The organism is Marinobacter pelagius (assembly GCF_003315345.1).
GTDB lineage: Bacteria > Pseudomonadota > Gammaproteobacteria > Pseudomonadales > Oleiphilaceae > Marinobacter > Marinobacter pelagius_A.
Window position 1 is genome coordinate 1 of record NZ_QNRO01000013.1, and the last position, 21,098, is coordinate 21,098.

Below are 21,098 nucleotides of genomic sequence, written 5' to 3' on the forward strand. Positions count from 1 at the left end.
AACTCAACTACGGAGTCGATCTATCAACCATCTGAGGGTGGTATCAGATTGATGGGGTGAAGGTGCCCCATCAACCATTAAATCCGTATACCCCAAAATCAATGGCGAGATGGTTCGCAAAACAGCCCAGATCCGCGCCTGATCCAGGTACCAGAACACCACGCCAATCAGCGCCAGGGTCAACAGCCAACGCAACATCAGGCGCAAACGGTCAGGCATCCTGGCCATCACGCCCTTCGCCGGGTAATGCCAGGAGGTCCTGGTGGGTGACTGTCACCTGCAACTCTCCCGCTGCAAGCTGGCCGAGGCGACGTTCGAGCCAGGCACCCAGCCACGCCGATGCCTCCGGCGCCTGTTCGAGTGCCGCCCACACCCAACCACGCAGGAGAGATTCAACCGCGACGGCATCATCCCGATCCAGGTGCCAGGGGCTGTCTTCGACATGGACGCCATAGCCCGCATCCTGAAGCAGCTGACGGAACCGGTTTGTCGCATCCGGCCCCAGCGCGCTGCCACTGCCCTTATCCCGGTGCTGATGGTTATTGACCAGTTCTTTCAGTCTGGCGTCATCGGCATCGGGCGGAGACAGCTCGAAATCACCCGCATAGCTCAAGACCATGAGGACAGCCGCCTGCCGCCGGACCACAGCCTTTGTGAGCGACCTCAGCCAGCCTTCAGAGACCAGGTCGATGAGTGCCGAGGCAGTCAGGAGATGCATTGGCGCGGGCAATTGCTGTTCCATTTCATCAGAGGTCAGCATGAGGTTATGGCACACAACTGCCTGACCAATTTGCCTGAGCCGGGCCTCCCCCAAAGCCAGCAGCCCGGCGTCCTGCTCGATCAGGTGCCAAACCCTGGGTACCGATAGCCTCGAAGAAAGATACAGTGAATTGGACGCGCGGCCGGAGCCGATATCGGCCATCACCAGAGGTTCGGCTTCAGTGGCCCCCACGGGATTCGGGGTTTGCCGCTGAAGCCAGCGGTTCAGGCACACGGTCAGCGCTTCGGAGCGGGCACGATGATCCGCCGGCTCCCTCGCTTCAAGCCATTCCTTATCGAACAGGCTGTCCGGGGCCGGACCCAGCAGTCTCTGCAGGGCCGCCTGGAAGTCGGCCGCGGTATCCCGCCAACGCCGGGCACCTCCGGCAGCCGACTCGGCGTGCCTGCGCTCTTCCTGCAGTGTTTGAGGAGACACCAGCCAACGTTGCAGCTGATGTCTTAATGCCATGGTATCTCCCGCCGGGTAAAGGGCTACGCCCTCCCTCCCGGTCATTCGGGACAGGGCTCCGCCATCGGAACAGATCACCGGCAGCCCCGCCGCCAGGGCTTCATCCACCGCCATGCCATAGCCTTCGTAAAGTGATGGAAAGACAAAAGCGTCTGACCGGCTGTAACAGTCCGCAAGAGCACCCTCTTCCAGCTCACCGGTCAGTTCGAAACGATCCTCAAGACTATGGGAGCCGATCATATCCCGGATACGGGAAGCGTATTCCCCGTCCCGCTCTGTCGAGCCCACGATAACGCAGCGCCAGGGCAGATCCGCCAGTTCGGCGAGTGCCTGCACCAGGTGATGCTGTGCCTTGCGGGGAGAGAAATGGGCCACGCACAGGAGCATGGGTTTCTGAGCAGTGGCGGGCCTGTGACGACGCCGGGCCAGTACGTCGATAAAGAGATCGTCGACTCCGGGTTCGACACTGGCAATGCGGGCGGCCGGCACCCCGAAATCCGCCAACCTTGTCCGGGTAAAGGGGCTGGTGGTGACCACGGCACGAACGTACCCCAGGGCGTCACGTTCGCTGTTGAAAAACCATTCCCGGTCCGCCTCTGCCAGACCGGTCTCGTCTGCCAGCGGATGATGCACCAGGGCCACCAGCTTCAGGCGGTCGGCGTGGCCCGCCACAACCTCCGGCAAACCGCCCATGGCCAGGCCATCGAGAACGACCACCTGGTTATCGGGGCATTCGGCCAGGGCTCGATCCAGGGCAGTGGTAGCTTCGCGATCGGGTTTCGGGAACTGTCCTGCCAGCCCGGTAACGCCGGCAGAAACGCCCTGCTCGTTCAGGGCCCGGACCAGTTGACGGACATACCGGTAGCCACCGGTGTTCTGGCCAGGGTCTCCCGGAACCAGGAAGCGGACTTCCCCGAGATCAGAGGCCGGCATGGTAGCTCGCGTGGGCGACGTGGGACTCGGACAGGGTCACCTTCATGCCGGATATTTCCCTGGCGCCCTCCCCGAGCTTCCCGGCATGGATAGCAGAGGCGATGCGGTCAAAGACCACGCCGGCCATGAATTCGGTGGTGGTGTTACGTCCCCTGAACGCCTCGATCTCATCAAGATTCTGCATGTTGAATTCGGCCAGTACGTCCTTCAGTACCTGCGAAGCCAGACCGATATCCACCACCAGATCGTCCTGATCGAGCTGCCGGCGCTCGAAGGTGACGTCGACCACGTAGGTGGCACCGTGCAGCTTCTGCGCCGGGCCGAAGATTTCACCGTGGAAGCTGTGGGCAATCATCATATGGTCCCGGACAGTGAGGCTGAACATGAGAGCTCCTTGTTGGTTGGGTCAGTCAGTAGACGATACGGTGGCAGAGGGTATCCCTGCCGTCAGAAAGGATTCGGGTCATGGTTTCCGGCATGGCATCAAACGGAGTTTCTCCGGAAATCAGCCCATCGAGGCTCGAGTCACGCAGCAACGACAGGGCCAGCTCCAGTCGCTGGCCATGGCTCCAGCGCGGTTGGCGGTGCGGGGCAATACGCCCCACCTGGCTGGATAGTAACTGCAATCTCCGGGAGTGAAACGGACCACCCAGGGGAACGGGCACCGGTTGGTCCCCGTACCAGCTCATCTCGATGATCCGCCCCTCGATTCCGGCTGCCGCAAGCGCCGTTTCCAGTCCAGACGGGTGGCCGCTGGTGTGAAACACAACATCGTGGTCGTCCCGTTCCAGGGCCACGCCGAAGTCCAGCCCCAAAGCCTGCGCCACGGCTTCCCGCCCTGGATTGGTATCAATCACCGTAACGCGGGTGCCCGGAATCCGGTTCGCCAGCCAGCCCACGAGCAAACCCACCACGCCGAGCCCGATTACAGCAATCCGGTCACCAATTCCCGGGCTGGCATCCCACAGGCCATTGATTGCCGTCTCCATGTTTGCCGCCAGGACCGCACGCTCCGCCGGCAGTTCATCGGGCAACGGCGTCACCGCTGAGACAGGCACGGTGTAGCGAGACTGGTGGGGATACAGGCAGAACACCCGCCTGCCCAACAATTCTGCAGGGCCGTCGACAACCTCGCCGACACTGGCATAGCCGTACTTTACCGGAAACGGGAAATCGCCCTCCTGGAATGGGGCCCGCATCCTCTGGAACTCACTCTCGGGAACCCGACCGTTGAAAACCAGGGATTCGGTGCCCCTACTTACCCCCGAATACAGCGCCTGTACAGTGACCATAGCGGAGGATTTTTCTTCCGTACGATCGACCCGGGCAGGACGCAGCTCCCCGAGTCCGGGCGCAACACTCCAGAATGCTTTTACATCAGGCAATTACTTTCCTCCCTTCCAGTCGGCATTTCCCGGCCATGGGGCTTTGGCGGTCCGATCTGTCCCCTCCATCGTAAGCAAGGACAGGCCATTCAAACTATAGTCATAGTTGACCGGACTAACCTGGAAACCTATACGCTGGAGACCGGTTATGGATTCCTGTCCACAATCCCGGCAAAACCCGATTCCGCTCTGGCTGGACCTCACTTTGGGTATGGCAGTCACCCTGGTTCTCGCCATGGCCGCCGCCTCACTGGTCAGCCTGCCGGGATCAGCAGTGGCCATTGCGGTGGTGCTGCAAGGAGCCATATCAGCCCTGGTCGTGCGCTACTGGCCCACGCAGGAGGATTTCGGCTGGGCCAACCGGGCCACCCTGCTCAGAGCAACACTGGTGGTCGTGCTCCTGGCCCTGATTCCCTGGCTTGATCAGCTTGGGAACTGGCTCTGGGGCTATGCCGTCATGGCGCTTCTGGCGCTTGTTCTGGATGGTGTGGACGGCAAGCTTGCCCGCGTTACCGGCAACAACACTGCCTTTGGCGCGCGGTTCGATATGGAACTGGATGCCCTGTTCATCCTTGGACTGAGTCTTGCCGTTCTTGTCCTCGGCAAGGCCGGTCCCTGGGTACTTGCCCTTGGCCTGATGCGGTACGCCTTTGTGGCTGCCTCGTGGTTCTGGCCCTGGCTCAACGCCCCCCTGCCGGAGAGTTTTCGCCGGAAGACCGTATGCGTGTGGCAGATCGTCACGTTGATGGTCGCCCTGCTCCCGCCGGTTCCGGACGGTTTCGCCACCCTGACACTGGCCACGGCACTGGTGCTGCTGGGCTGGTCGTTTCTGGTGGATATCCGCGGGCTTTATCAAAGGAGATACAGTTATGAGTAACCATCAATACCTGACGGGCACCGCACTCGGTGCATCGCTTTTTACCACGCTTCTGGGTACATCACTGGCGCAGGCAGAACCCACAACCTTTACCGTGGATGATGAGCACTTCTCCATGGCCTTCGAGATCATGCACATTGGCTATGCACCAGTAATGGGCATGTTCCGGGAAGTCGAGGGCCAGTTCGTCTATGACGAGGAGGCCCGCGAGCTGTCATCCGGCAAACTGGTCTTCAAGAGCGACAGTGTCTTTACCAACCACAAGAAGAGGGACAATCATCTGCGGGATGACGATTTCCTGAATTCCTCCGAGTACCCCAGTATCACGTTCAACGTCACCGATTTCGAAACAACGGGGGAGAATACCGGCAAAGTGACCGGTGATCTGACCATGCTCGGCAAGACCAATCCCGTCACGCTGGATGTAACCCTGAACAAGGCGGCGGTTTATCCCTTCGGTCACGAGAAATACACCCTCGGCATCAGCGCCAACACCACCCTCAAGCGCAGCGACTGGGGCATGACCTACGGCCTGGACCCGGCCATGGTGGGCGATGAAGTTACCCTGCGATTCGGCTTTGAGGCCTACACCGATTCCGACTGATGTTGACCCGGCCGCTGATTTTGTGAGGGATTGCAGGGAAATCTCCGGGCTCAGGGACGAGCCAATCGAACCTCGACCAAACGCCACTTCCCTTTTTAGTTTGCAAACTATACATTGGGCCGTTTTTCCTCGTTGAATAAACCGGGTACCCAATGACCGACGCCCATAAATCAGACCTGCTCCTGGTGGTTGTCACCCTGCTTGCCGCCGTCAGCTGGATATTCTCGAAAGAAGCCATCCTGCTGATGCCGCCGCTGATGTTCATGGCAGCGCGCTTCCTGATCGCCGGGATTTTTCTAGCCATCTTCGCGCATAAGGCGATACTGGCTCTGAGCGGAGACCAGATCCGCCGGGCCGCGGGCGTGGGGCTGGTTTTCGGTATCGCCATGAGTTTCTGGATCATGGGGCTGGTTAACATTGAAAGCATGGGCGAAGGCGCCTTCCTGACCAGCCTCGGCGTGGTCATCGTGCCCATTATTGCCCGGCTGGTGTTCCGTGAGCCTCAGCCGGCCAGCACCTGGCTGGCCATCCCGATTGCCGTGTCCGGCCTCGCCCTGTTGTCACTGAAAAACGGTTTCCGTCCCGAGGCGGGGCAATTGTTTTTCGTGGTGGCCGCCACCATTTTCGCCCTGTACTTCACCCTGAACACCCGGGCTGCCAACCAGCGAACCGTGATCAACCGCCGGGGTGAAACCGTGGAAAAGCACCGGGTTCCGGCCCTGCCGCTGACCGCAATCGCATTGCTTACCGTGGGAGTGGTGACCCTGGTTGAGTCGGCATTGATGGAACCGTGGCAGCCCACATTTTCCGAGCCGGCTCCCCTGCTGATCTGGTGGGTGCTGGCCAGCGCCATCATTGGTACCGCCGGTCGCTTCCTGGTGCAAACCTTTGCCCAGAGTATGTCTGCCCACAGCCATGGCGTGGTGATCCTGGTGCTGGAGCCGGTCTGGGTGGCCCTGTTTGCCGCCGGCTGGTTCGGCGAGACCATGGAACCCCTGCAACTGGCCGGCTGCGGGCTGATCTTCGCCGCCCTGATCGTGAACCGCTGGGCCGCTCTGAGCCGGGCCCTGAAGGACTGGATGCGCCAGCGCCGGTCCGGAGAAAAATCCGCATAAAAGTGGTTGACCACCACCCTCAAAATCCGTATCTTACGTCCCCGTTGCAGGACACAGGACCATAGCTCAGTTGGTTAGAGCGCTACCTTGACATGGTAGAGGTCCCCAGTTCGAATCTGGGTGGTCCTACCAATCCTGCCAGAGATTCTGAAAGCCGTGCCGGGAAACCTGCACGGCTTTTTTCTTGCCTGATCTTGCCTTGCGTTCGATACCGCCCCATTCTGTAGCTGATGAAAAAACACGAGATAAAAACCCTGCGGGAAAAAAGCCAGGTCGACTCCGTCAAGATCGTCAGATCGCCGTCGGATGCAACCGAGTGGGTCGTACTCATTAAAATACTCGGCGGCCAAAGTTTTTTCCTGATTTCGGACGAAGACGAGGTGTGCAGCTATGCATCCCTCGATACAGCTATCGCGGAACTGGATACGCTGGGATTCGCCCGGGCGGAAGTGCTGTTTTAATCACCAAAGAGCCCTGGCTTACACCATGCGAACCACCGTCGACCTTACCCTTGATCAGAACCAGACTGCCGTAGATGCCCTAGCAGAAGACTCCGGTTTGCCCAAACAGCGCATCAAGGACGCAATGGCGAAAGGTGCCTGCTGGTGGACAGTCAAGGGCAAACAGGTTCGGCTGCGCAAAGCCAAGCGGGACGTGAAAGCAGGCACCCGCCTGCAACTGTTCTACGATGACGCCGTGCTGGAGCGAAAGCCGGAGCCGGCGGAGCTTCTCGAAGACCTGGGCCGTTATTCGGTGTGGTTCAAACCCCACGGCATGCTGGCCCAGGGCTCCCAGTGGGGAGACCATTGCAGCCTGTTGCGATGGGCCGAAGTTTCACTGAAAAAGCCCTGCTTCCTGATCCACCGTCTGGATGCCGACGCCGCCGGATTGATGCTGATCGCCCATGACGCCAAAGCCGCCGGGGCATTATCACAGTTATTCTCGGGAAGATCGGTCACCAAGGTATACCAGGCACGGGTTACGGGATTACTGGACGCCGATGACCGGATCATTGACTCACCCGTGGAAGGAAAAGCGGCCATCAGCCACATCACCACTCTCGGACTGGATGAGCAACAGCAGACGACGCTGCTGCAGATCGGGATCGAAACTGGCCGCAAACACCAGATCCGCCGCCATCTCGCCGGCATCGGCCACCCTATCGTGGGTGACCGGCTTTATGGTAAAGCCGCCCCGATCCCCTTGCAGCTGCTCGCGTGGCTTCTGGAATTCGACTGCCCCATATTCCGGCGCCGGATGTCATTCCGGCTTCCGGAAGCGCATCACCTACAGTGATGCGGCCGACCGTGCGGCCTGATCGTAAAGCCCCGAGATGCCCCGGAGAAAGCTGGCAATGGAGCCGAGGTCGGTATTGGAAAAGCCAAGTGTCCTTAGCGAGTCCACCAGGCAATTTTCCCGGATCTCGGCATAAGCCTGACAGATCTCCTCGCCTTTTTCGGTAATCGAGTAGAAGGTTTCCTTGCCACGGCGTTCCGAGACCACCACTTCGTATTTCAGCAGCTTCTTGAGCGCGTAGGTGACGGTGTGGGTATCCTCGACATTGAGAACCAGGCAGATATCCGCGGATTTTTTTGAGCGGCCCCTATGGTTCACACTGTGCAAAACGAGGATATCCAGCGGGCTCAGGTCCGGCAGGCCCGCTGCATTCATGCACCGAACCATCCAGCGGTTGAACGCGTTCCCTGCAACGATCAGCCCGAACTCGAGCTCCGAAAGCTCCGCTGCGCGTCCGGACAGGTGTGACGAGGAGACGATTGGGCCGACAGTTTTCCCGACTGACTGCTCTTCGTTGCCATGCACAGTTGTTTCCTTGTCCGCATTTTTATTCATAGGCCCACCTTGACCATCCTGTTCGATACGACAACCAGTATGCCCGCCTCCACCGGACGGGCCGCGAGTCTATCAATTCCCCATCTGATTGGGTAGGTAGGTAACGATGTCCGGGAAGATCGTGATCAACAGAACTCCTGCAAGCAATAGCAGGAAGTATGGTAATGCGGCCAGCGCCACCCGGATGATGTTTTCACCGGTAAGCCCCTGAATCACGAACAGATTGAATCCCACAGGCGGCGTGATCTGGCTCATTTCCACCACGATAACCAGATAAATCCCGAACCACATGGGGTCGATCCCGGCAGCCTGTACCATGGGCAAAATCACGGAAGTGGTCAGAACCACAACCGAAATACCATCGAGGAAACAGCCGAGCAGAATAAAAAACACGGTCAGGGCCAGGAGCAGCATGTAAGGAGACAGCTCCAGGGTGTTGATCCAGGACGCCAGGTCCCTGGGGATACCAGTGAAGCCCATGGACACCGTCAGAAAATGGGCGCCAACAAGAATGAACGCGATCATGGTAGACGTTTTGACCGTCCCCATCAGAGCCTGGCCGAATGTTTCCCGGCTCAGGGAACCACCTCGCCACGACAGCAGATGCGCCAGTGCCACACCTACCGCAGCTGATTCCGTTGGGGATGCCAGCCCGGCATAGATAGAGCCGATAACACCAACGATCAACAAAACGACCGGGATCAGAGGTTTGCTTCGCCGGATCTTCTCCGCCAGCGGCAGAGCCTCCTCCTCATCAGCGGGCACGCCAGAGGGGTTCAGCTTGGACCAGATGGCAACGTAGCCGGCGAACAGCACCATCAGCAGCAAACCGGGAAGAATACCGGCCACGAACAAACGGGCAATGGACTGCTCGGTAGCGACGCCATAAACGATCAGGATAATGGACGGCGGAATCAAAAGGCCCAGGGTCGCAGATCCCGCCAGCGTTCCCAGGATCTGCTTGCGGTCGTAGCCACGCTGAGTGAGTTCCGGAACCGACATCTTCCCGATCGTCGCCGCTGTTGCTGCCGACGAGCCGGAAATCGCGGCGAAAATACCACAGCCAATGATGTTGGTGTGCAGCAGACGGCCGGGGATGCGCCCTACCCATGGGGCAATACCGGTGAACATTTCTTCGGACAGGCGGGACCGGAAAAGAACCTCCCCCATCCAGATGAACATCGGTAAAGCAGCCAGCTCCCAGGAAGCACTGGCACCATAGAAAGAAGTCGCCAGACTGTAACCCACCGGGGTGTTGCTGAAAAAAAACATTGCCGCAAGGCCGGTGGCCGTGAGGGCAAAAGCAACCCACAGCCCGGCTCCCAGCACGATCAGGAGCCCTGTCAGGAGCAGCAGGCTCATCCAGATCATATCCATCGTTTTACTCCTGCGGGGCTTCGTCTTTGAGATGGGTAATTCGACCGGTAATCAACCCGACCAGGGCGTCCAGCAGGGCGATCAACAGCCAGACCAGCCCGACAACCATGACTGCCTGGGGAATCCAGAGCGGCACCGGCACCATGCCGATGGATACGTCACCAAAGTCGTAGCTGTCATAGGTCAGCAGTACGCTGAACCAGGTGGCGAAGGTAGTGATCGCCAGAGCGATCACTACCACCACAATATCCAGTGCTCTCTGGACTTTTTCCGGCAGGGCCCTGTGCAAGAGGTCCACCCGGATGTGCCCTCCCACCGTCAGGGTATAGGCAAGTCCGGTGAACGTAGCCCCAAGCAACAGAAATCCCGCCAGTTCGGCCAATCCGGGAACCTGCAGGCCCAGGGCATCCATCCCCAGGGTCAGCAGGGCCTTGTCAAGAATTCGCCCGAACACCTGCAGCACCACCATCACCATGATGACCATGAGCTGCAGAGCCGAGATGTATCCGCCAAGGCGATACAGAGAGTCCAGAAACCTGCGCATGTAAATGCTCCCGGATGGTTCTTTTCAGCAGTTAAAGGAATTAAAGAGCACGGTAGGCCTCCACGAGGGCCTTGCCATCTTCACCGGCACGCTCCAACCACTCCTGCTCCATAGTGGCGCCAACCTCCTTCAGCCGCTTGACCAGTGCCTCGCTGGGTTCGGATACCACAATGCCGTTCTCTTCCATGATTTTGATCTTGGCAGCGGTTTCCGCCTTGCTGGCCTCCCAGCCCCGCTTCTCCGCTTCAGCGGCTGCTGTCTCAATCGCGTCCTGCACGGACTCCGGAAGCCCCTCGAAAGCCCGGGTATTGACGATCACCATGTTTTTCGGCAACCACAGTTGCGCATGATTGAAGTGACTCAGGTAATCCCAGGCCCGGGTATTTGCCCCGGTTGACGGTGATGTGATCATCGCGTCCACACGGCCGGTCCCGAAAGCGGTCGGGATATCCGGAACCTCGACCTGGGTCGGGACAGCCCCGAACAGTTCAGCCAGACGTTCACTGGATTTGTTGTAGGCGCGCATCTTCACCCCCTGGAGCTCTTCACCGGTTTCCACCGGGAATTTGGTGTAAATCCCCTGGGGCGGCCACGGCACCGCAAACAGCAGCTTCAGGCGCTGCTCCTCAAGACGCTCGGCCAGCACCTCACGGGATGCCTGCCAAAGCTTCCAGGCCTCTTCGTAGTTGCTGGCCAGGTAAGGAACCGAATCGACCTCGAACAATGGATCCTCATTGGCCAGGCGGGACATGATCAACTCGCCAATGGGAACCAGGCCACGGCGAACAGAGTTCTTGATCTCGGGGTGTTTGATCAGAGAGCCACCACTGTGAACCGTAATGTTCAACTCGCCGTCGGTGGCTTCACGGATATCGTCCGCGAACTGGTTAATGTTGACAGTATGGAAATTGGAATCGCCATACGGCGTTGGCATATCCCAGTTGGTTTCCGCCTGTGCGGTTCCGATAGCAGCAGTCAGCGCGACTGCGGCAAGGTATTTCGCTTTTATTTTCATCTTTGCCTCCTCCTGGCCCGATCATTCGGGCTACTCATGGTTGTTGTTGTGACACCGCAAGGGACACATATCGCACGACCCGGCACAGGAGCCCGTGCTTTAACTAGCCAACTTAGTCGCCACTGAAAGCGCTGTCAAACTTTTTGCCGCAAAACAATACGTTTTTTACCACCATTTTATCTACGTTTTGTCGTTATTTTATTTCAAAAAATCAATTTTGATAGAACTGCCAAACGGCAGAATACAAATTCTGAAAATCGTATTGCCGAGATTGCGGCTTATTACAGCAAAGCGGTTGAGGGGGATTCAGGTGCCCGGGGACCAGGCTTCAGGAGAGAAATGCAGGGTGCAAAGGTTCCTGGATTTTACTCCGGGAACCTTTGAGTATTCTTGAACAAAGAAAACGCTCTGGAATCAGACCTTGTAAAAATCCCGATACCAGTCCACGAAATTGGCAATGCCCTCCTCCACGGTGGTCGAGGGCTTGTAACCCACATCCTCGATCAGGTCGTCGACATTGGCGTAGGTGGCGGGCACGTCGCCCGGCTGCAGGGGCAAAAGGTTCTTCTCCGCCTTCTTGCCGATGCGTTCCTCGATGATTTCGATAAAGCGGGAAAGTTCCACCGGGTTGTTGCTGCCGATGTTGTAGAGCCGGTAAGGCGCCTTGCTGGTGCCCGGATCCGGGCGCTCGCCGCTCCACTCATCGTTGGGCTCGGCGACATGGTCCAGGGTGCGGATCACGCCCTCGACGATGTCATCGATGTAGGTGAAATCCCGGCGGTGGTGGCCATGGTTGAACACGTCGATCGGCTCGCCGGCGAGTATCTTTTTGGTAAAGATGAACAGCGCCATATCCGGCCGGCCCCAGGGGCCATACACGGTGAAGAACCGCAGGCCGGTGGTCGGCAGGTTGTACAGATGGCTGTAGGTATGGGCCATCAGTTCGTTGGCCTTCTTGGAGGCGGCGTACAGACTCAACGGGTGGTCAACGTTGTCGTGCACAGAGAACGGCATGGTCTCGTTGGCCCCGTACACCGAGCTGCTGGAGGCGTAGACCAGGTGCTTCACATCGTTATGGCGGCAGCCCTCGAGGATGTTCATGAAGCCCACCAGGTTGGCATCCACGTAGGCGTGGGGGTTCTCGATGGAGTAACGAACCCCGGCCTGGGCGGCGAGGTGAACCACTCGTTCGGGCATGTGCTCACGGAACAGGGCCTCCATGGCGGCACGATCGGCAACGTCCTCACGGATCTCGGTGAAGCCGGACTTGCAGGTCAGCCGCTCCAGGCGCGCTTCCTTCAGGTTCACATCGTAGTAGTCATTGACGTTATCAACGCCGATTACTTCATCACCGCGATCCAGCAGGCGGTGCGCCAGGTGTGAGCCAATGAATCCAGCGGTTCCCGTAACGAGAATTTTCAAGGTCTAGTCTCCATAAAACGTTCGTGTCCTGAGCTGCCAAGTTTACCGAATCGGCCCTTCCGGCAACACCACGGAACATGTCAGACACAAAAAAAGAGCGCCGTAGCGCTCTTTTTCAGCCAATCAACCCGTATTCGATCAGAACGTCAGACCGACACTGGCGAAAGGACCGGACAGTTCCACGTCCATTTTGTCGTCGTCATCTTCATAGTCGATGGACATCTGACGGTAGCCTGCACGCAACTGCAGCAGTGACAGCTCGTACTGGCCGTAGACGTTGAAGTCATGGAGAGAGTCGCCGTCGAAGCTGATCAGGTTGCCCTCACCGCCCACGGAAACGCCGGTAAGCGGCAGATCAAAGCGGGCGGCGGCGTAGCCCATAGGAATTACGCCATCGATGGTGGTTTCACTCACTCGGCCACCAATGGTTTTTTCACGGACAATCAGCTCACCGTCCAGTTTCCGCGCAGTCAGACCCAGATCCAGGTTGACCCAGTTATCCAGGACTTCGTAGTAGAAGGTGGCGTCCAGCTGGTCCAGGTCCAGCTCGGAATCGACGGACGCGCCCGGAAGGATGCCATCGAACTCTTCCAGTCCGATCCGGCCACTACCGTTCTGGGAAATGGTGGTGTAGTTCACTCGCACATTCGGCAGTACCGGAACCGGATGCTCGAAGTAGGCGGTGAAGTTCGCATTGCTGTCGCTGTCAAGGCTCAGGTCGTTCTCGATATCAACGGCAGAACCCTTGTTGGCCACCTTACCGGAGAGATCCGAGTCCCAGTAGCTGACATTGGCGCCAACACCGAGAACATCCGCATTCGCCAGAGGCGTGGCCAGAGCCACGGTGCCACCTACTGCAAGGATCAGTTTACGCATAAGATACCCTTCTGATGTTTTTTGTATTGATTGCGACTCAGTCGAACTGGATGCCAAGACGGCGACCGACTTCTTCATAGGTCTCGATCACATCCCCGAGTCCCTGGCGGAACCGGTCCTTGTCCATCTTCTTGCGGGTTTCCTTGTCCCAGATGCGGCAGCCGTCCGGACTGAATTCGTCACCCAGGACGATCTCACCGCCACTGCGGCCGAATTCCAGCTTGTAATCCACCAGCAGCATGCCGGCTTCATCGAACAGCTTCTTGAGCACGTCATTGACCTTGTAGGTCAGTTCCTTCATGCGGGAGAGCTCACCTGCAGCCGCCCAGCCGAAGCTCTCGGCGAGGGATTCGTTGACCATGGGATCGTGCAGCTCGTCATTCTTCAGGAACAGCTCGAAGGTGGGCGGGTTCAGCTCCAGGCCTTCCTCCACGCCCAACCGTCGACACAGGCTGCCAGCGGAAATGTTCCGGACCACACACTCCACCGGAATCATGTCCAGCTTCTTGACCAGGGACTCGGTATCCGAAAGCAATCCCTCGAAGTGGGTGGGAATGCCCGCCGCTTCCAACTTCTCCATGATGAAGGCGTTGAACTTGTTGTTCACCATGCCCTTGCGGTTTAGCTGCTCTTTTTTCTGGCCGTCGAACGCCGAGGTATCGTCCCGGAAGACCATCACGAAACGCTCGGGGTCGTCGGTGCGATATACGGATTTGGCCTTGCCTGCGTAGAGTTCTTCGCGCTTTTCCATTGAGATCTCCGGAGGGGGTGCCCGGGGCACCCCAATTCAATCAGTAAAGGTATTCAAAGAGCCGGTTGAGCAGATCGGATGCGGTGTGCTCGCCGTCATAGCTCTCAAGCCGCTCGGCCTCAATAAACACCGCGCCGTCGCGCTCTTCCAGGGTCACGGTATGGGTGTGCCGTGGTTTTTCCTTGTCGCTGAACCAGTCAAACCAGCCCGGCTCCCTCTCATCCTCTGTGCGGAAGTCGACATAGAGCCAGCCTGCGCTGCGGTTCAGGTCGACAACCGGGATTTCGGCTTCCTCCAGGGCACGATTGGCTTCTGCCCAGGAGCGGCCATAATCCAGGTCCATCCGGATGGCGACCGCTTGCTCGTTCTCGGACTGCAGATTCACCCGCGGCTCACTGGTCATTCCCGAGGCCGCTCTGGAGAAGGATTTGTTCTCCTCTCTGGCTTTCAGGAACTCCCCGAGGTCCGCAAGCAGCTCTTTCTGCAGGGCCATGGCTTCAGTCGGGGGATTCGCAATGTCCTGCCAGGGCAGCAGTTCTCCCGGCCGGTCGGAGCGCTCTATCCGGCGAACCTGGATCTCCGTGGTCTTGCGGCGAATACCCGGTGACATACGCATCTGGATGACCGTCATGGGCTCATCAGCCGATGCCTGATTGGTCAGCCCCACCAGTTCCCTCGCCTGCTTGCTGAAATTGGCCAGCTCACTCTGGAGCAGGCCCAGCTGAGGGCTGTCGTAGGCGACACCCAGGCCCCGGTCATTCATGTAAGCGTTGGCCTGGGGCCAGAGCCGACCGGGGACGTCGTTCACCAGCAGCCAGATGCGGCCATCGAGCTCCTCGATCACATAGTTTTCTTCAAGGATCTCGGAGGTCATGTCCGGAGGCCGGGGAATATCGGACGGATACATTTTCCCGGACTCGGCGGCATTGATCTCGCGGATCGGCATGACCTGGCTGAAGCGGGACTCATCCGCGCTTTCAGGGAGTTCCAGCGGAGTGCCTTCTCTGGCATTTACGTACCGCTCGGAACGGTCTTCCAGCAGGCTGCAGCCCGAGGCTGTTGCCAGCAGCAACAGCCCGGAGGCAGCGAGGATTGATCTGTAAAAACGGGGGGAACGGGTTCCTGAAAGAACCTGCATCGGGTTACTCCGGTTCAGGGACGATTTCAGCAAGCTCAGAGCACGCCTGAGGCTTTCAGGGCTTCTTCCACTTCCGCGTGGAACTTCTCGCTCAGCGGCGTCAGCGGCAGCCGGATGCCCTCACTGATCATCCCCATGCGATGCAGTGCCCATTTCACCGGAATTGGATTGGCTTCCAGGAACAGCTTGCGGTTCAGGGGCATCAGCAGTTCGTTCAAACGCTCGGTTTCTTCCCGGTTACCGGCAATAGCCGCTTCGCACAGCTGCGCCATGGATTTTGGTGCCACGTTGGCTGTCACCGAGACATTGCCCTTGCCGCCGGCAAGCATCAACTCGGCTGCAGTGGCATCGTCGCCGGAGTAAACCGCAAGACGGCCATCGAGCGCCTTGATCAATTCGGCGCCACGGGGAATGTTGCCGGTAGCATCCTTGATCGCAACAATGTTCGGAATATCCGCCAGGCGCAGAACGGTCTCGTTCAGCATGTCACAGGCTGTCCGGCCGGGAACGTTGTACAGCATCTGGTTCATGCCCGGCACCGCCTCGGCGATGGCCTTGAAATGCTGGTACAGGCCTTCCTGGGTCGGCTTGTTGTAGTATGGAACCACCAGCAGGCAGGCATCCGCCCCGAGCTTGTGGGCTTCGGTGGTCAGCTCGATGGCTTCACGGGTGCTGTTACCGCCGGTACCGGCGATCACGGGGATCCGTCCGTCGACACGTTTTATGATCCGGCCAATGGTCTGGCAGTGCTCTTCCGGGTCCAGGGTTGCGGATTCACCGGTGGTGCCCACGGCAACGATGCCGTGCGTGCCGTTTTCAATGTGAAAGTCCACCAGTTTGTCCAGCTCCTCCCAGTGAATGTCACCGTTTGGATGCATGGGCGTGACCAGTGCGACAAGGCTACCCGTAATCATAAAAGCTCCGTCCGAATAAAACCGATATGGTAATGTTGGGCTCGAACTGACACAAGGGAATTAAAGGAGATGTCATGTCATCCGTCGAATTGAACAAGCCCGTCCCCGATTTTGAAGCGCCGGCGACCGGTGATCAAACGATCCGGCTCTCGGATCTTCGCGGCCAGAATGTGGTTATCTATTTCTACCCCAAGGACAACACCCCCGGTTGCACCACCGAGGGCCAGGATTTCCGGGACCGGATGAAACAGTTTGTGGAACTGGACACGGAAATCTTCGGAGTGTCCCGGGACGGCCTGAAAGCTCATGAAAATTTCCGGAGTAAACACGAGTTCCCCTTCCACCTGATTTCCGACAAGGACGAAGACCTGTGCAAGCTGTTTGATGTCATCAAGCTGAAGAAGCTTTACGGCAAGGAGCATCTCGGGATCGAACGCAGCACCTTCCTGATCGACAAGGAAGGCGTGCTCCGGAAAGAATGGCGCGGCGTCAAGGTCAAGGGCCACGCCGACGAAGTGCTGGACGCAGCCAAGGCCCTCTGACAGAAGCTCAGGCCAGCTCATCGGTCGGTGAAGGTTCTACCTCCTTCACCGGCCAGGCGGAGAACACTGCCTTGAGCAGGGTCGCCAGCGGAATGGCGAAAAACACACCCCACAGCCCCCAGATACCGCCAAAGAACAGCACTGCAACGATGATGGCGACCGGGTGCAGGTTGTTGACCTCGGAGAACAGGAGCGGCACCAGCACGTTACCGTCCAGTGCCTGGATGACCCCGTACACCACCATAACCCAGATAAAATGCGTACCCCAGCCGAAGGCAAACAGCCCGATCATGGCGACCGGAATGGTCACCACCGCCGCACCGATATAGGGAATCACCACGCTCAGGCCCACCAACAGTGACAACAATGCAGCGTAGGGCATGCCCAGGAGTTTGAAAGCAATATAGGTGGCGCCGCCCACGATGAGAATCTCCACCGCCTTACCTCGCACATAGTTCGCGCACTGGAGGTTGACCTCATGCCAGATCTTCAGCATCAGCGGCCGCTGAGGAGGCAGCAGACGGGCGATGGATCCCAGCAGCACTTCTTTATCCTTAAGGAAGAAAAACACGAGAATAGGCACCAGTACCATGTAGATCAGCAGTGCCACCAGATCAGGAATACTGGACAGCGAGAAGGAAACGAGCCATTGGGTGAGCTGCCCCACTTCCGTGGAAACCTGCTGGTACACGGTATTGACCGCTTCTGCGGAGATCAGCTGAGGATACTGCTCAGGCAACAGTTCGAGATAGGACTGCATCTCCCGGATGATGCGTGGCGCCTCACCGGCCAGGTTGGTTACCTGGGTCCAGACCAGTGGCAGCAGGCCGAACAGGAAACCCACCAGCACACCGAGGAACACCACGAAAACCCCGAGGATGGCAACGATTTCCGGAATACCCAGCTTGTTGAGCTTGGTCACCAGGCCCTGCAGGATGAAGGCAATGATCAGGGACGCAATGGCGGGTGCCAGCATGGCACCGAACCAGATGATAAACACCGTTCCCGCCAACAGGATAAGCGAGAGGATGACCGCTTCTTCATCTGAAAAGTATTTGTGCGCAAGACCGCGTAAAATCCTGACCATCAACGTCTCCGATAGGTTAACCGCCGCACTTTATCACAAACCGGTATTCGCCATCGGCTTCGGCGGAACTGACCAATGTGTGGCTGGATAAAGCGAGGAATGCCGGAATATCCCGGGCCGAGCCGGAATCGGTAGCAATTACTTCCAGCTCCTCACCGGGCGACATCCCGTTGAGTTCGAGCTTGGTTTTCAGCAGAGGCATCGGACAACGCAGCCCGGAAGCATCCAGTGTACGGTCAACCATAATGCAGACGCACCATCACAATCAGTGGAATTGACAACGCGGCATTATGCCGCGAGATACCGGGTATTGCATCCCAATAGCTGGTAATCTCACATTCAGAACTTTTTATGGTAAGACGCTGTCCAAGCGGCAGTCCGAACCAGAGGCAACTTGCAGTACATGAAATTCGATGATGGCCGAAAAACCTCCGCACGGGGAATCCTGAAAGCAGCAGTCTTCACGCTGGCGGCGCTGCTGACAACCTCTCCCGCTTCCGCCCAGGAAACATCTTTACCAAGTATCGGAGGTACCGGTGGCGGATTGATCTCCGGCCAGCAGGAATCCGAGATCGGCCGCCAGGTCATGGTCTCGATCCGGCGGTCAGCACCCCGTATCACCGATCCACTGGTGTATGACTACCTCAGCGCGATCATCTATCAGCTGGTCCCCTCTGCCCCGCTACAGAACCGCGAGCTGACGCTGGCACTGATCGACAGCCCGCAGCTCAACGCCTTTGCGGTTCCCGGAGGAATAGTCGGCGTTAACGGCGGCCTGTTTCTTGACGCGACCACGGAACAGCAGTTTGCCTCGGTTCTGGCCCACGAATTGGCGCACCTTAGCCAGCGCCATTTTGCCCGCCGGGTCGAACAGCAGGAAACCAGCGCGCCACTCACACTTGCAGGCATGATTGCCGGGATTGTGTTGTCAGCCGTAACCCAGTCGGACATCGGCCTGGCCGCCATCGCCGGCACCCAGGCATTGTCAGTGCAGAACATGCTGGCATACAGCCGGTCCCACGAACAGGAAGCCGACCGGGTCGGCATGGACATCCTTGCCACTGCCGGCATGGATCCACGGGGAATGCCGGAAATGTTCGAGATCATGATGCGGCAGAACCGCCTACAGGGAAACCAGGTCCCGGAATACCTGTCCACCCACCCCCTGACCCAGAGCCGGGTAGCCGATACCCGCAACCGGGCCGAACAATACCCGCACCTGAATATACAGGACGGTCAGGAATACCACCTGATGCGCAGCCGCCTGCAGGTCCATTACGCCCCGTCTCCGGATGTCGCAGTGGATACCTTCGAGTCCTACCTGGAGCGGCCGGACGCGAAACGAAACCACGCAATCCGCTACGGACTCGCCGTTGCCTACCAGGCCAACAACCAGCTCGACAAAGCGGAGCAGGAACTCAGGGACCTGCTCGAGCAGAATCCGGGCCGAATCACCCTGCAGGTCACGTTGGCCGATGTCCTCAATGACCGGAACAAAATCGGGGAAGCACGGGCACTGCTCGAGGAAGCTCTGGCCCGCAACCCGGGCAACTACCCGATCACCTACACCCTTGCCCAGACCGAAATTTCGGCAGGCAACGGCGCTGCTGCCGCAGAACTCCTCAGGGAGCTCACCCGCCAGTTGCCGGGACAGGAACATCTGTGGGCACGCCTGGCGGAAGCCGAGGGAATGGCACGAAACATCGTCGGCGTACACCGGGCCCGGGCCGAATATGACGCCCTGATGGGGGATCTGGAGTCAGCCCAGCGCCAGCTGCGCCAGGCCCAGGAAAAACTGCCGGCCGGCTCGCCCCAGCGCCAGGCGGTCACGGAAAGACTGGCTGAAATTACCCGGCAGCTGCAGGCTCAGCGCAACAGCTGACCGGGCAGGTAGCAGGCAATCAGGCGTTGCCTGCGGCCTTGAGGTTCATGTTGGCGGTAAAGTCGAGCATACGCTCCAGCGGCTTCAGCGCCCTCTCCCGCAGCGCTGAATCCACCAGCACTTCCTGGCTTCCGGTCTGCAGCACGTGCAGCAGGTTTTCCAGGCCATTCATCGCCATCCAGGGACAATGGGCACAACTTCGGCAGGTAGCGCCGTTACCCGCGGTGGGCGCCTCGATGAGGGTCTTGTTGGGCGCAAGCTGCTGCATCTTATAGAAGATGCCGTTGTCCGTGGCGACAATAAACTCCTGATTGGGCAGGGTCTGCACCGCGTGGATCAGCTGGGAGGTGGAGCCCACCACATCGGCCATTTCCACCACCGCGTCCGGCGACTCCGGATGAACCAGCACGGCTGCGTCGGGGTACAGGGCCTTCAGGTCCTCGAGACCACGAAACTTGAATTCTTCGTGGACGATGCATGAACCATCCCAGAGCAGCATGTCGGCCCCGGTGGTCTTCTGCACGTAGTGCCCCAAATGCTTGTCCGGAGCCCACAGAATCTTCTCACCACGGGCGTCCAGATCCTCGACAATGGCCTGGGCGCAGCTCGAGGTCACTACCCAGTCCGCCCGCGCTTTCACAGCCGCCGAGGTGTTGGCATACACCACGACGGTCCGGTCCGGGTGCTGATCGCAGAACTCGGCAAATTCATCGGCCGGGCAGCCCACATCCAGGGAGCAGGTTGCCTCCAGGGTCGGCATCAGGACTCTTTTCTCGGGGTTGAGGATCTTGGCGGTCTCGCCCATGAACCGGACGCCCGCCACAACCACCGTGGAGGCCGGATGCTGATTTCCAAAGCGGGCCATCTCAAGGGAGTCTGCCACGCAGCCCCCGGTCTCTTCCGCCAGCCGCTGGATATCGGGGTCAGTGTAGTAATGAGCAACGAGCACAGCGTCCCTGGCTTTGAGTTCCGCCTTGATTCGGGCTTCGAGTTCCGTTTTCTCGCTCTCACTCAAAGGCTTGGGCTCCGCTTGATGGGCCAGGTGCTCCTGAACAAGGATACGGTCTTCTGCTCGTGTCATTCCTGCATCTCTGTGTTGCGTTAATCACCGAAGTATATCACCTCGGCCGCTGTTTTCATGGGCCTGCAACGCCAGCGTCACACACCTGAAAACAAACTTTCACCACTCCCGGACTATAAGTGGGATCTTACAGGCAAAAAAAAAGAGCCCGAAGGCTCTTTTTTCCCAGGATCCCGGGAGATCCTGTTATTTGGTGGGTCGTGAAGGATTCGAACCTTCGACCAATTGGTTAAAAGCCAACTGCTCTACCAACTGAGCTAACGACCCTTGACTGGTGATCAGATAATTTACCTGATCGATACCGCTCGAGCTCAAACGAACAGTACCCGGAATTTGGTGGGTCGTGAAGGATTCGAACCTTCGACCAATTGGTTAAAAGCCAACTGCTCTACCAACTGAGCTAACGACCCAAACGAGGCGCATATAGTACTGATATTTTTCCGCTGATCAACCCTTTTTTGGACTAATCCCCGGAT

General features: G+C 58.6%; 22 protein-coding genes and 3 tRNA genes. 8 read left to right on the top strand and 17 right to left on the bottom strand.

The genetic code is table 11. The features are described from left to right. Positions 1-211: 211 nt before the first annotated feature. Genes DET50_RS11945 through DET50_RS11955 form a run of 3 tightly spaced genes read right to left on the bottom strand, consistent with a single transcriptional unit; the run spans position 212 to position 3,546 of the window. Positions 212-2,161: a glycosyltransferase family 4 protein gene (locus DET50_RS11945; RefSeq protein ID WP_113863079.1), complete on the bottom strand. Its 1,950-nt coding sequence runs from the start codon at positions 2,159-2,161 to the stop codon at positions 212-214. Further along, entirely contained in the window at positions 2,148-2,546 is a 399-nt protein-coding gene (locus DET50_RS11950) for a 6-pyruvoyl trahydropterin synthase family protein (RefSeq protein WP_113863080.1), read from the bottom strand. The genes DET50_RS11945 and DET50_RS11950 overlap by 14 nt, the downstream gene beginning before the upstream one ends. Before the next feature lie 25 nt (positions 2,547-2,571). After that, entirely contained in the window at positions 2,572-3,546 is a 975-nt protein-coding gene (locus tag DET50_RS11955; protein WP_113863081.1) for a zinc-dependent alcohol dehydrogenase, read from the bottom strand. Positions 3,547-3,694: 148 nt separating this feature from the next. Here DET50_RS11955 and DET50_RS11960 point away from each other — a divergent pair, with 148 nt between their 5' ends. The 6 genes from DET50_RS11960 (at position 3,695) to DET50_RS11985 (ending at position 7,438) form a co-directional block, all read left to right on the top strand. After that, entirely contained in the window at positions 3,695-4,423 is a 729-nt protein-coding gene (locus DET50_RS11960; RefSeq protein WP_113863082.1) for a CDP-alcohol phosphatidyltransferase family protein, read from the top strand. Then, positions 4,416-5,027, top strand: a complete 612-nt coding sequence (locus DET50_RS11965) for a YceI family protein (RefSeq protein WP_113863083.1) — start codon at positions 4,416-4,418, stop codon at positions 5,025-5,027. Before DET50_RS11960 ends, DET50_RS11965 begins: the two co-directional genes overlap by 8 nt. Positions 5,028-5,179: 152 nt before the next feature. Further along, positions 5,180-6,142 carry a DMT family transporter gene (locus DET50_RS11970; RefSeq protein ID WP_113863084.1) on the top strand — a complete coding sequence of 321 codons (963 nt, stop codon included), beginning with the start codon at positions 5,180-5,182 and terminating at the stop codon, positions 6,140-6,142. Positions 6,143-6,197: 55 nt separating this feature from the next. After that, a tRNA-Val gene (locus DET50_RS11975) sits at positions 6,198-6,274 on the top strand. A 98-nt stretch (positions 6,275-6,372) separates the two neighbouring features. Next, positions 6,373-6,603, top strand: coding sequence for a hypothetical protein (locus DET50_RS11980; protein WP_113863085.1), 231 nt, complete (start codon positions 6,373-6,375; stop codon positions 6,601-6,603). 25 nt (positions 6,604-6,628) lie between these two features. After that, positions 6,629-7,438 (top strand): RluA family pseudouridine synthase, encoded by an 810-nt coding sequence (locus tag DET50_RS11985; RefSeq protein WP_113863086.1) that lies wholly within the window; start codon positions 6,629-6,631, stop codon positions 7,436-7,438. Here the strand turns inward: DET50_RS11985 and DET50_RS11990 are convergent. The 9 genes from DET50_RS11990 to dapA all read right to left on the bottom strand — a co-directional run bounded on the left by DET50_RS11990 (position 7,430) and on the right by dapA (position 16,030). Beyond that, entirely contained in the window at positions 7,430-7,993 is a 564-nt protein-coding gene (locus tag DET50_RS11990; protein WP_113863087.1) for a winged helix DNA-binding protein, read from the bottom strand. The genes DET50_RS11985 and DET50_RS11990 overlap by 9 nt on opposite strands. 72 nt (positions 7,994-8,065) lie before the next feature. After that, a complete protein-coding gene (locus DET50_RS11995) occupies positions 8,066-9,370 on the bottom strand; it encodes a TRAP transporter large permease (RefSeq protein WP_113863088.1) in 1,305 nt (434 codons plus the stop codon). 4 nt (positions 9,371-9,374) lie between these two features. Then, positions 9,375-9,914 (bottom strand): TRAP transporter small permease, encoded by a 540-nt coding sequence (locus tag DET50_RS12000; protein WP_113863089.1) that lies wholly within the window; start codon positions 9,912-9,914, stop codon positions 9,375-9,377. A 40-nt stretch (positions 9,915-9,954) separates the two neighbouring features. Then, on the bottom strand, positions 9,955-10,929 hold the full coding sequence (locus DET50_RS12005) for a TRAP transporter substrate-binding protein (protein WP_113863090.1): 975 nt from the start codon (positions 10,927-10,929) through the stop codon (positions 9,955-9,957). Between the two features lie 414 nt (positions 10,930-11,343). Then, positions 11,344-12,351 (bottom strand): NAD-dependent epimerase, encoded by a 1,008-nt coding sequence (locus DET50_RS12010; protein WP_113863091.1) that lies wholly within the window; start codon positions 12,349-12,351, stop codon positions 11,344-11,346. A gap of 138 nt (positions 12,352-12,489) precedes the next feature. Next, the gene (locus DET50_RS12015; protein ID WP_113863092.1) at positions 12,490-13,227 is read right to left on the bottom strand and encodes a TIGR04219 family outer membrane beta-barrel protein; all 738 of its coding nucleotides are present in this window, start codon (positions 13,225-13,227) and stop codon (positions 12,490-12,492) included. Positions 13,228-13,264: 37 nt separating this feature from the next. Further along, a complete protein-coding gene (gene purC, locus DET50_RS12020) occupies positions 13,265-13,978 on the bottom strand; it encodes a phosphoribosylaminoimidazolesuccinocarboxamide synthase (protein WP_113863093.1) in 714 nt (237 codons plus the stop codon). A 40-nt stretch (positions 13,979-14,018) separates the two neighbouring features. Then, complete coding sequence (bamC, locus tag DET50_RS12025) at positions 14,019-15,116, bottom strand: outer membrane protein assembly factor BamC (protein ID WP_113863094.1); 1,098 nt, start codon at positions 15,114-15,116, stop codon at positions 14,019-14,021. Between the two features lie 35 nt (positions 15,117-15,151). Then, positions 15,152-16,030 carry a 4-hydroxy-tetrahydrodipicolinate synthase gene (gene dapA / locus DET50_RS12030; protein ID WP_091999759.1) on the bottom strand — a complete coding sequence of 293 codons (879 nt, stop codon included), beginning with the start codon at positions 16,028-16,030 and terminating at the stop codon, positions 15,152-15,154. A gap of 74 nt (positions 16,031-16,104) precedes the next feature. Between dapA and DET50_RS12035 the strand changes: the two genes are divergently transcribed. Next, on the top strand, positions 16,105-16,572 hold the full coding sequence (locus tag DET50_RS12035; protein WP_113863095.1) for a peroxiredoxin: 468 nt from the start codon (positions 16,105-16,107) through the stop codon (positions 16,570-16,572). 7 nt (positions 16,573-16,579) lie between these two features. Here the strand turns inward: DET50_RS12035 and DET50_RS12040 are convergent, their stop codons facing one another. Next, the gene (locus tag DET50_RS12040; RefSeq protein ID WP_113863096.1) at positions 16,580-17,659 is read right to left on the bottom strand and encodes an AI-2E family transporter; all 1,080 of its coding nucleotides are present in this window, start codon (positions 17,657-17,659) and stop codon (positions 16,580-16,582) included. 16 nt (positions 17,660-17,675) lie between these two features. Beyond that, positions 17,676-17,903: a sulfurtransferase TusA family protein gene (locus DET50_RS12045; protein WP_113863097.1), complete on the bottom strand. Its 228-nt coding sequence runs from the start codon at positions 17,901-17,903 to the stop codon at positions 17,676-17,678. Between the two features lie 159 nt (positions 17,904-18,062). Here DET50_RS12045 and DET50_RS12050 point away from each other — a divergent pair, with 159 nt between their 5' ends. Continuing rightward, positions 18,063-19,541 carry a M48 family metalloprotease gene (locus DET50_RS12050; RefSeq protein ID WP_113863098.1) on the top strand — a complete coding sequence of 493 codons (1,479 nt, stop codon included), beginning with the start codon at positions 18,063-18,065 and terminating at the stop codon, positions 19,539-19,541. A gap of 19 nt (positions 19,542-19,560) precedes the next feature. On the opposite strand, the gene nadA is transcribed toward DET50_RS12050, so the two are convergent. The 3 genes from nadA to DET50_RS12065 all read right to left on the bottom strand — a co-directional run bounded on the left by nadA (position 19,561) and on the right by DET50_RS12065 (position 21,032). Then, the gene (gene nadA, locus DET50_RS12055; protein ID WP_113863099.1) at positions 19,561-20,622 is read right to left on the bottom strand and encodes a quinolinate synthase NadA; all 1,062 of its coding nucleotides are present in this window, start codon (positions 20,620-20,622) and stop codon (positions 19,561-19,563) included. A 191-nt stretch (positions 20,623-20,813) separates the two neighbouring features. Next, positions 20,814-20,889: transfer RNA gene (locus tag DET50_RS12060), tRNA-Lys, on the bottom strand. A 67-nt stretch (positions 20,890-20,956) separates the two neighbouring features. Next, a tRNA-Lys gene (locus DET50_RS12065) sits at positions 20,957-21,032 on the bottom strand. Positions 21,033-21,098 lie beyond the last annotated feature (66 nt).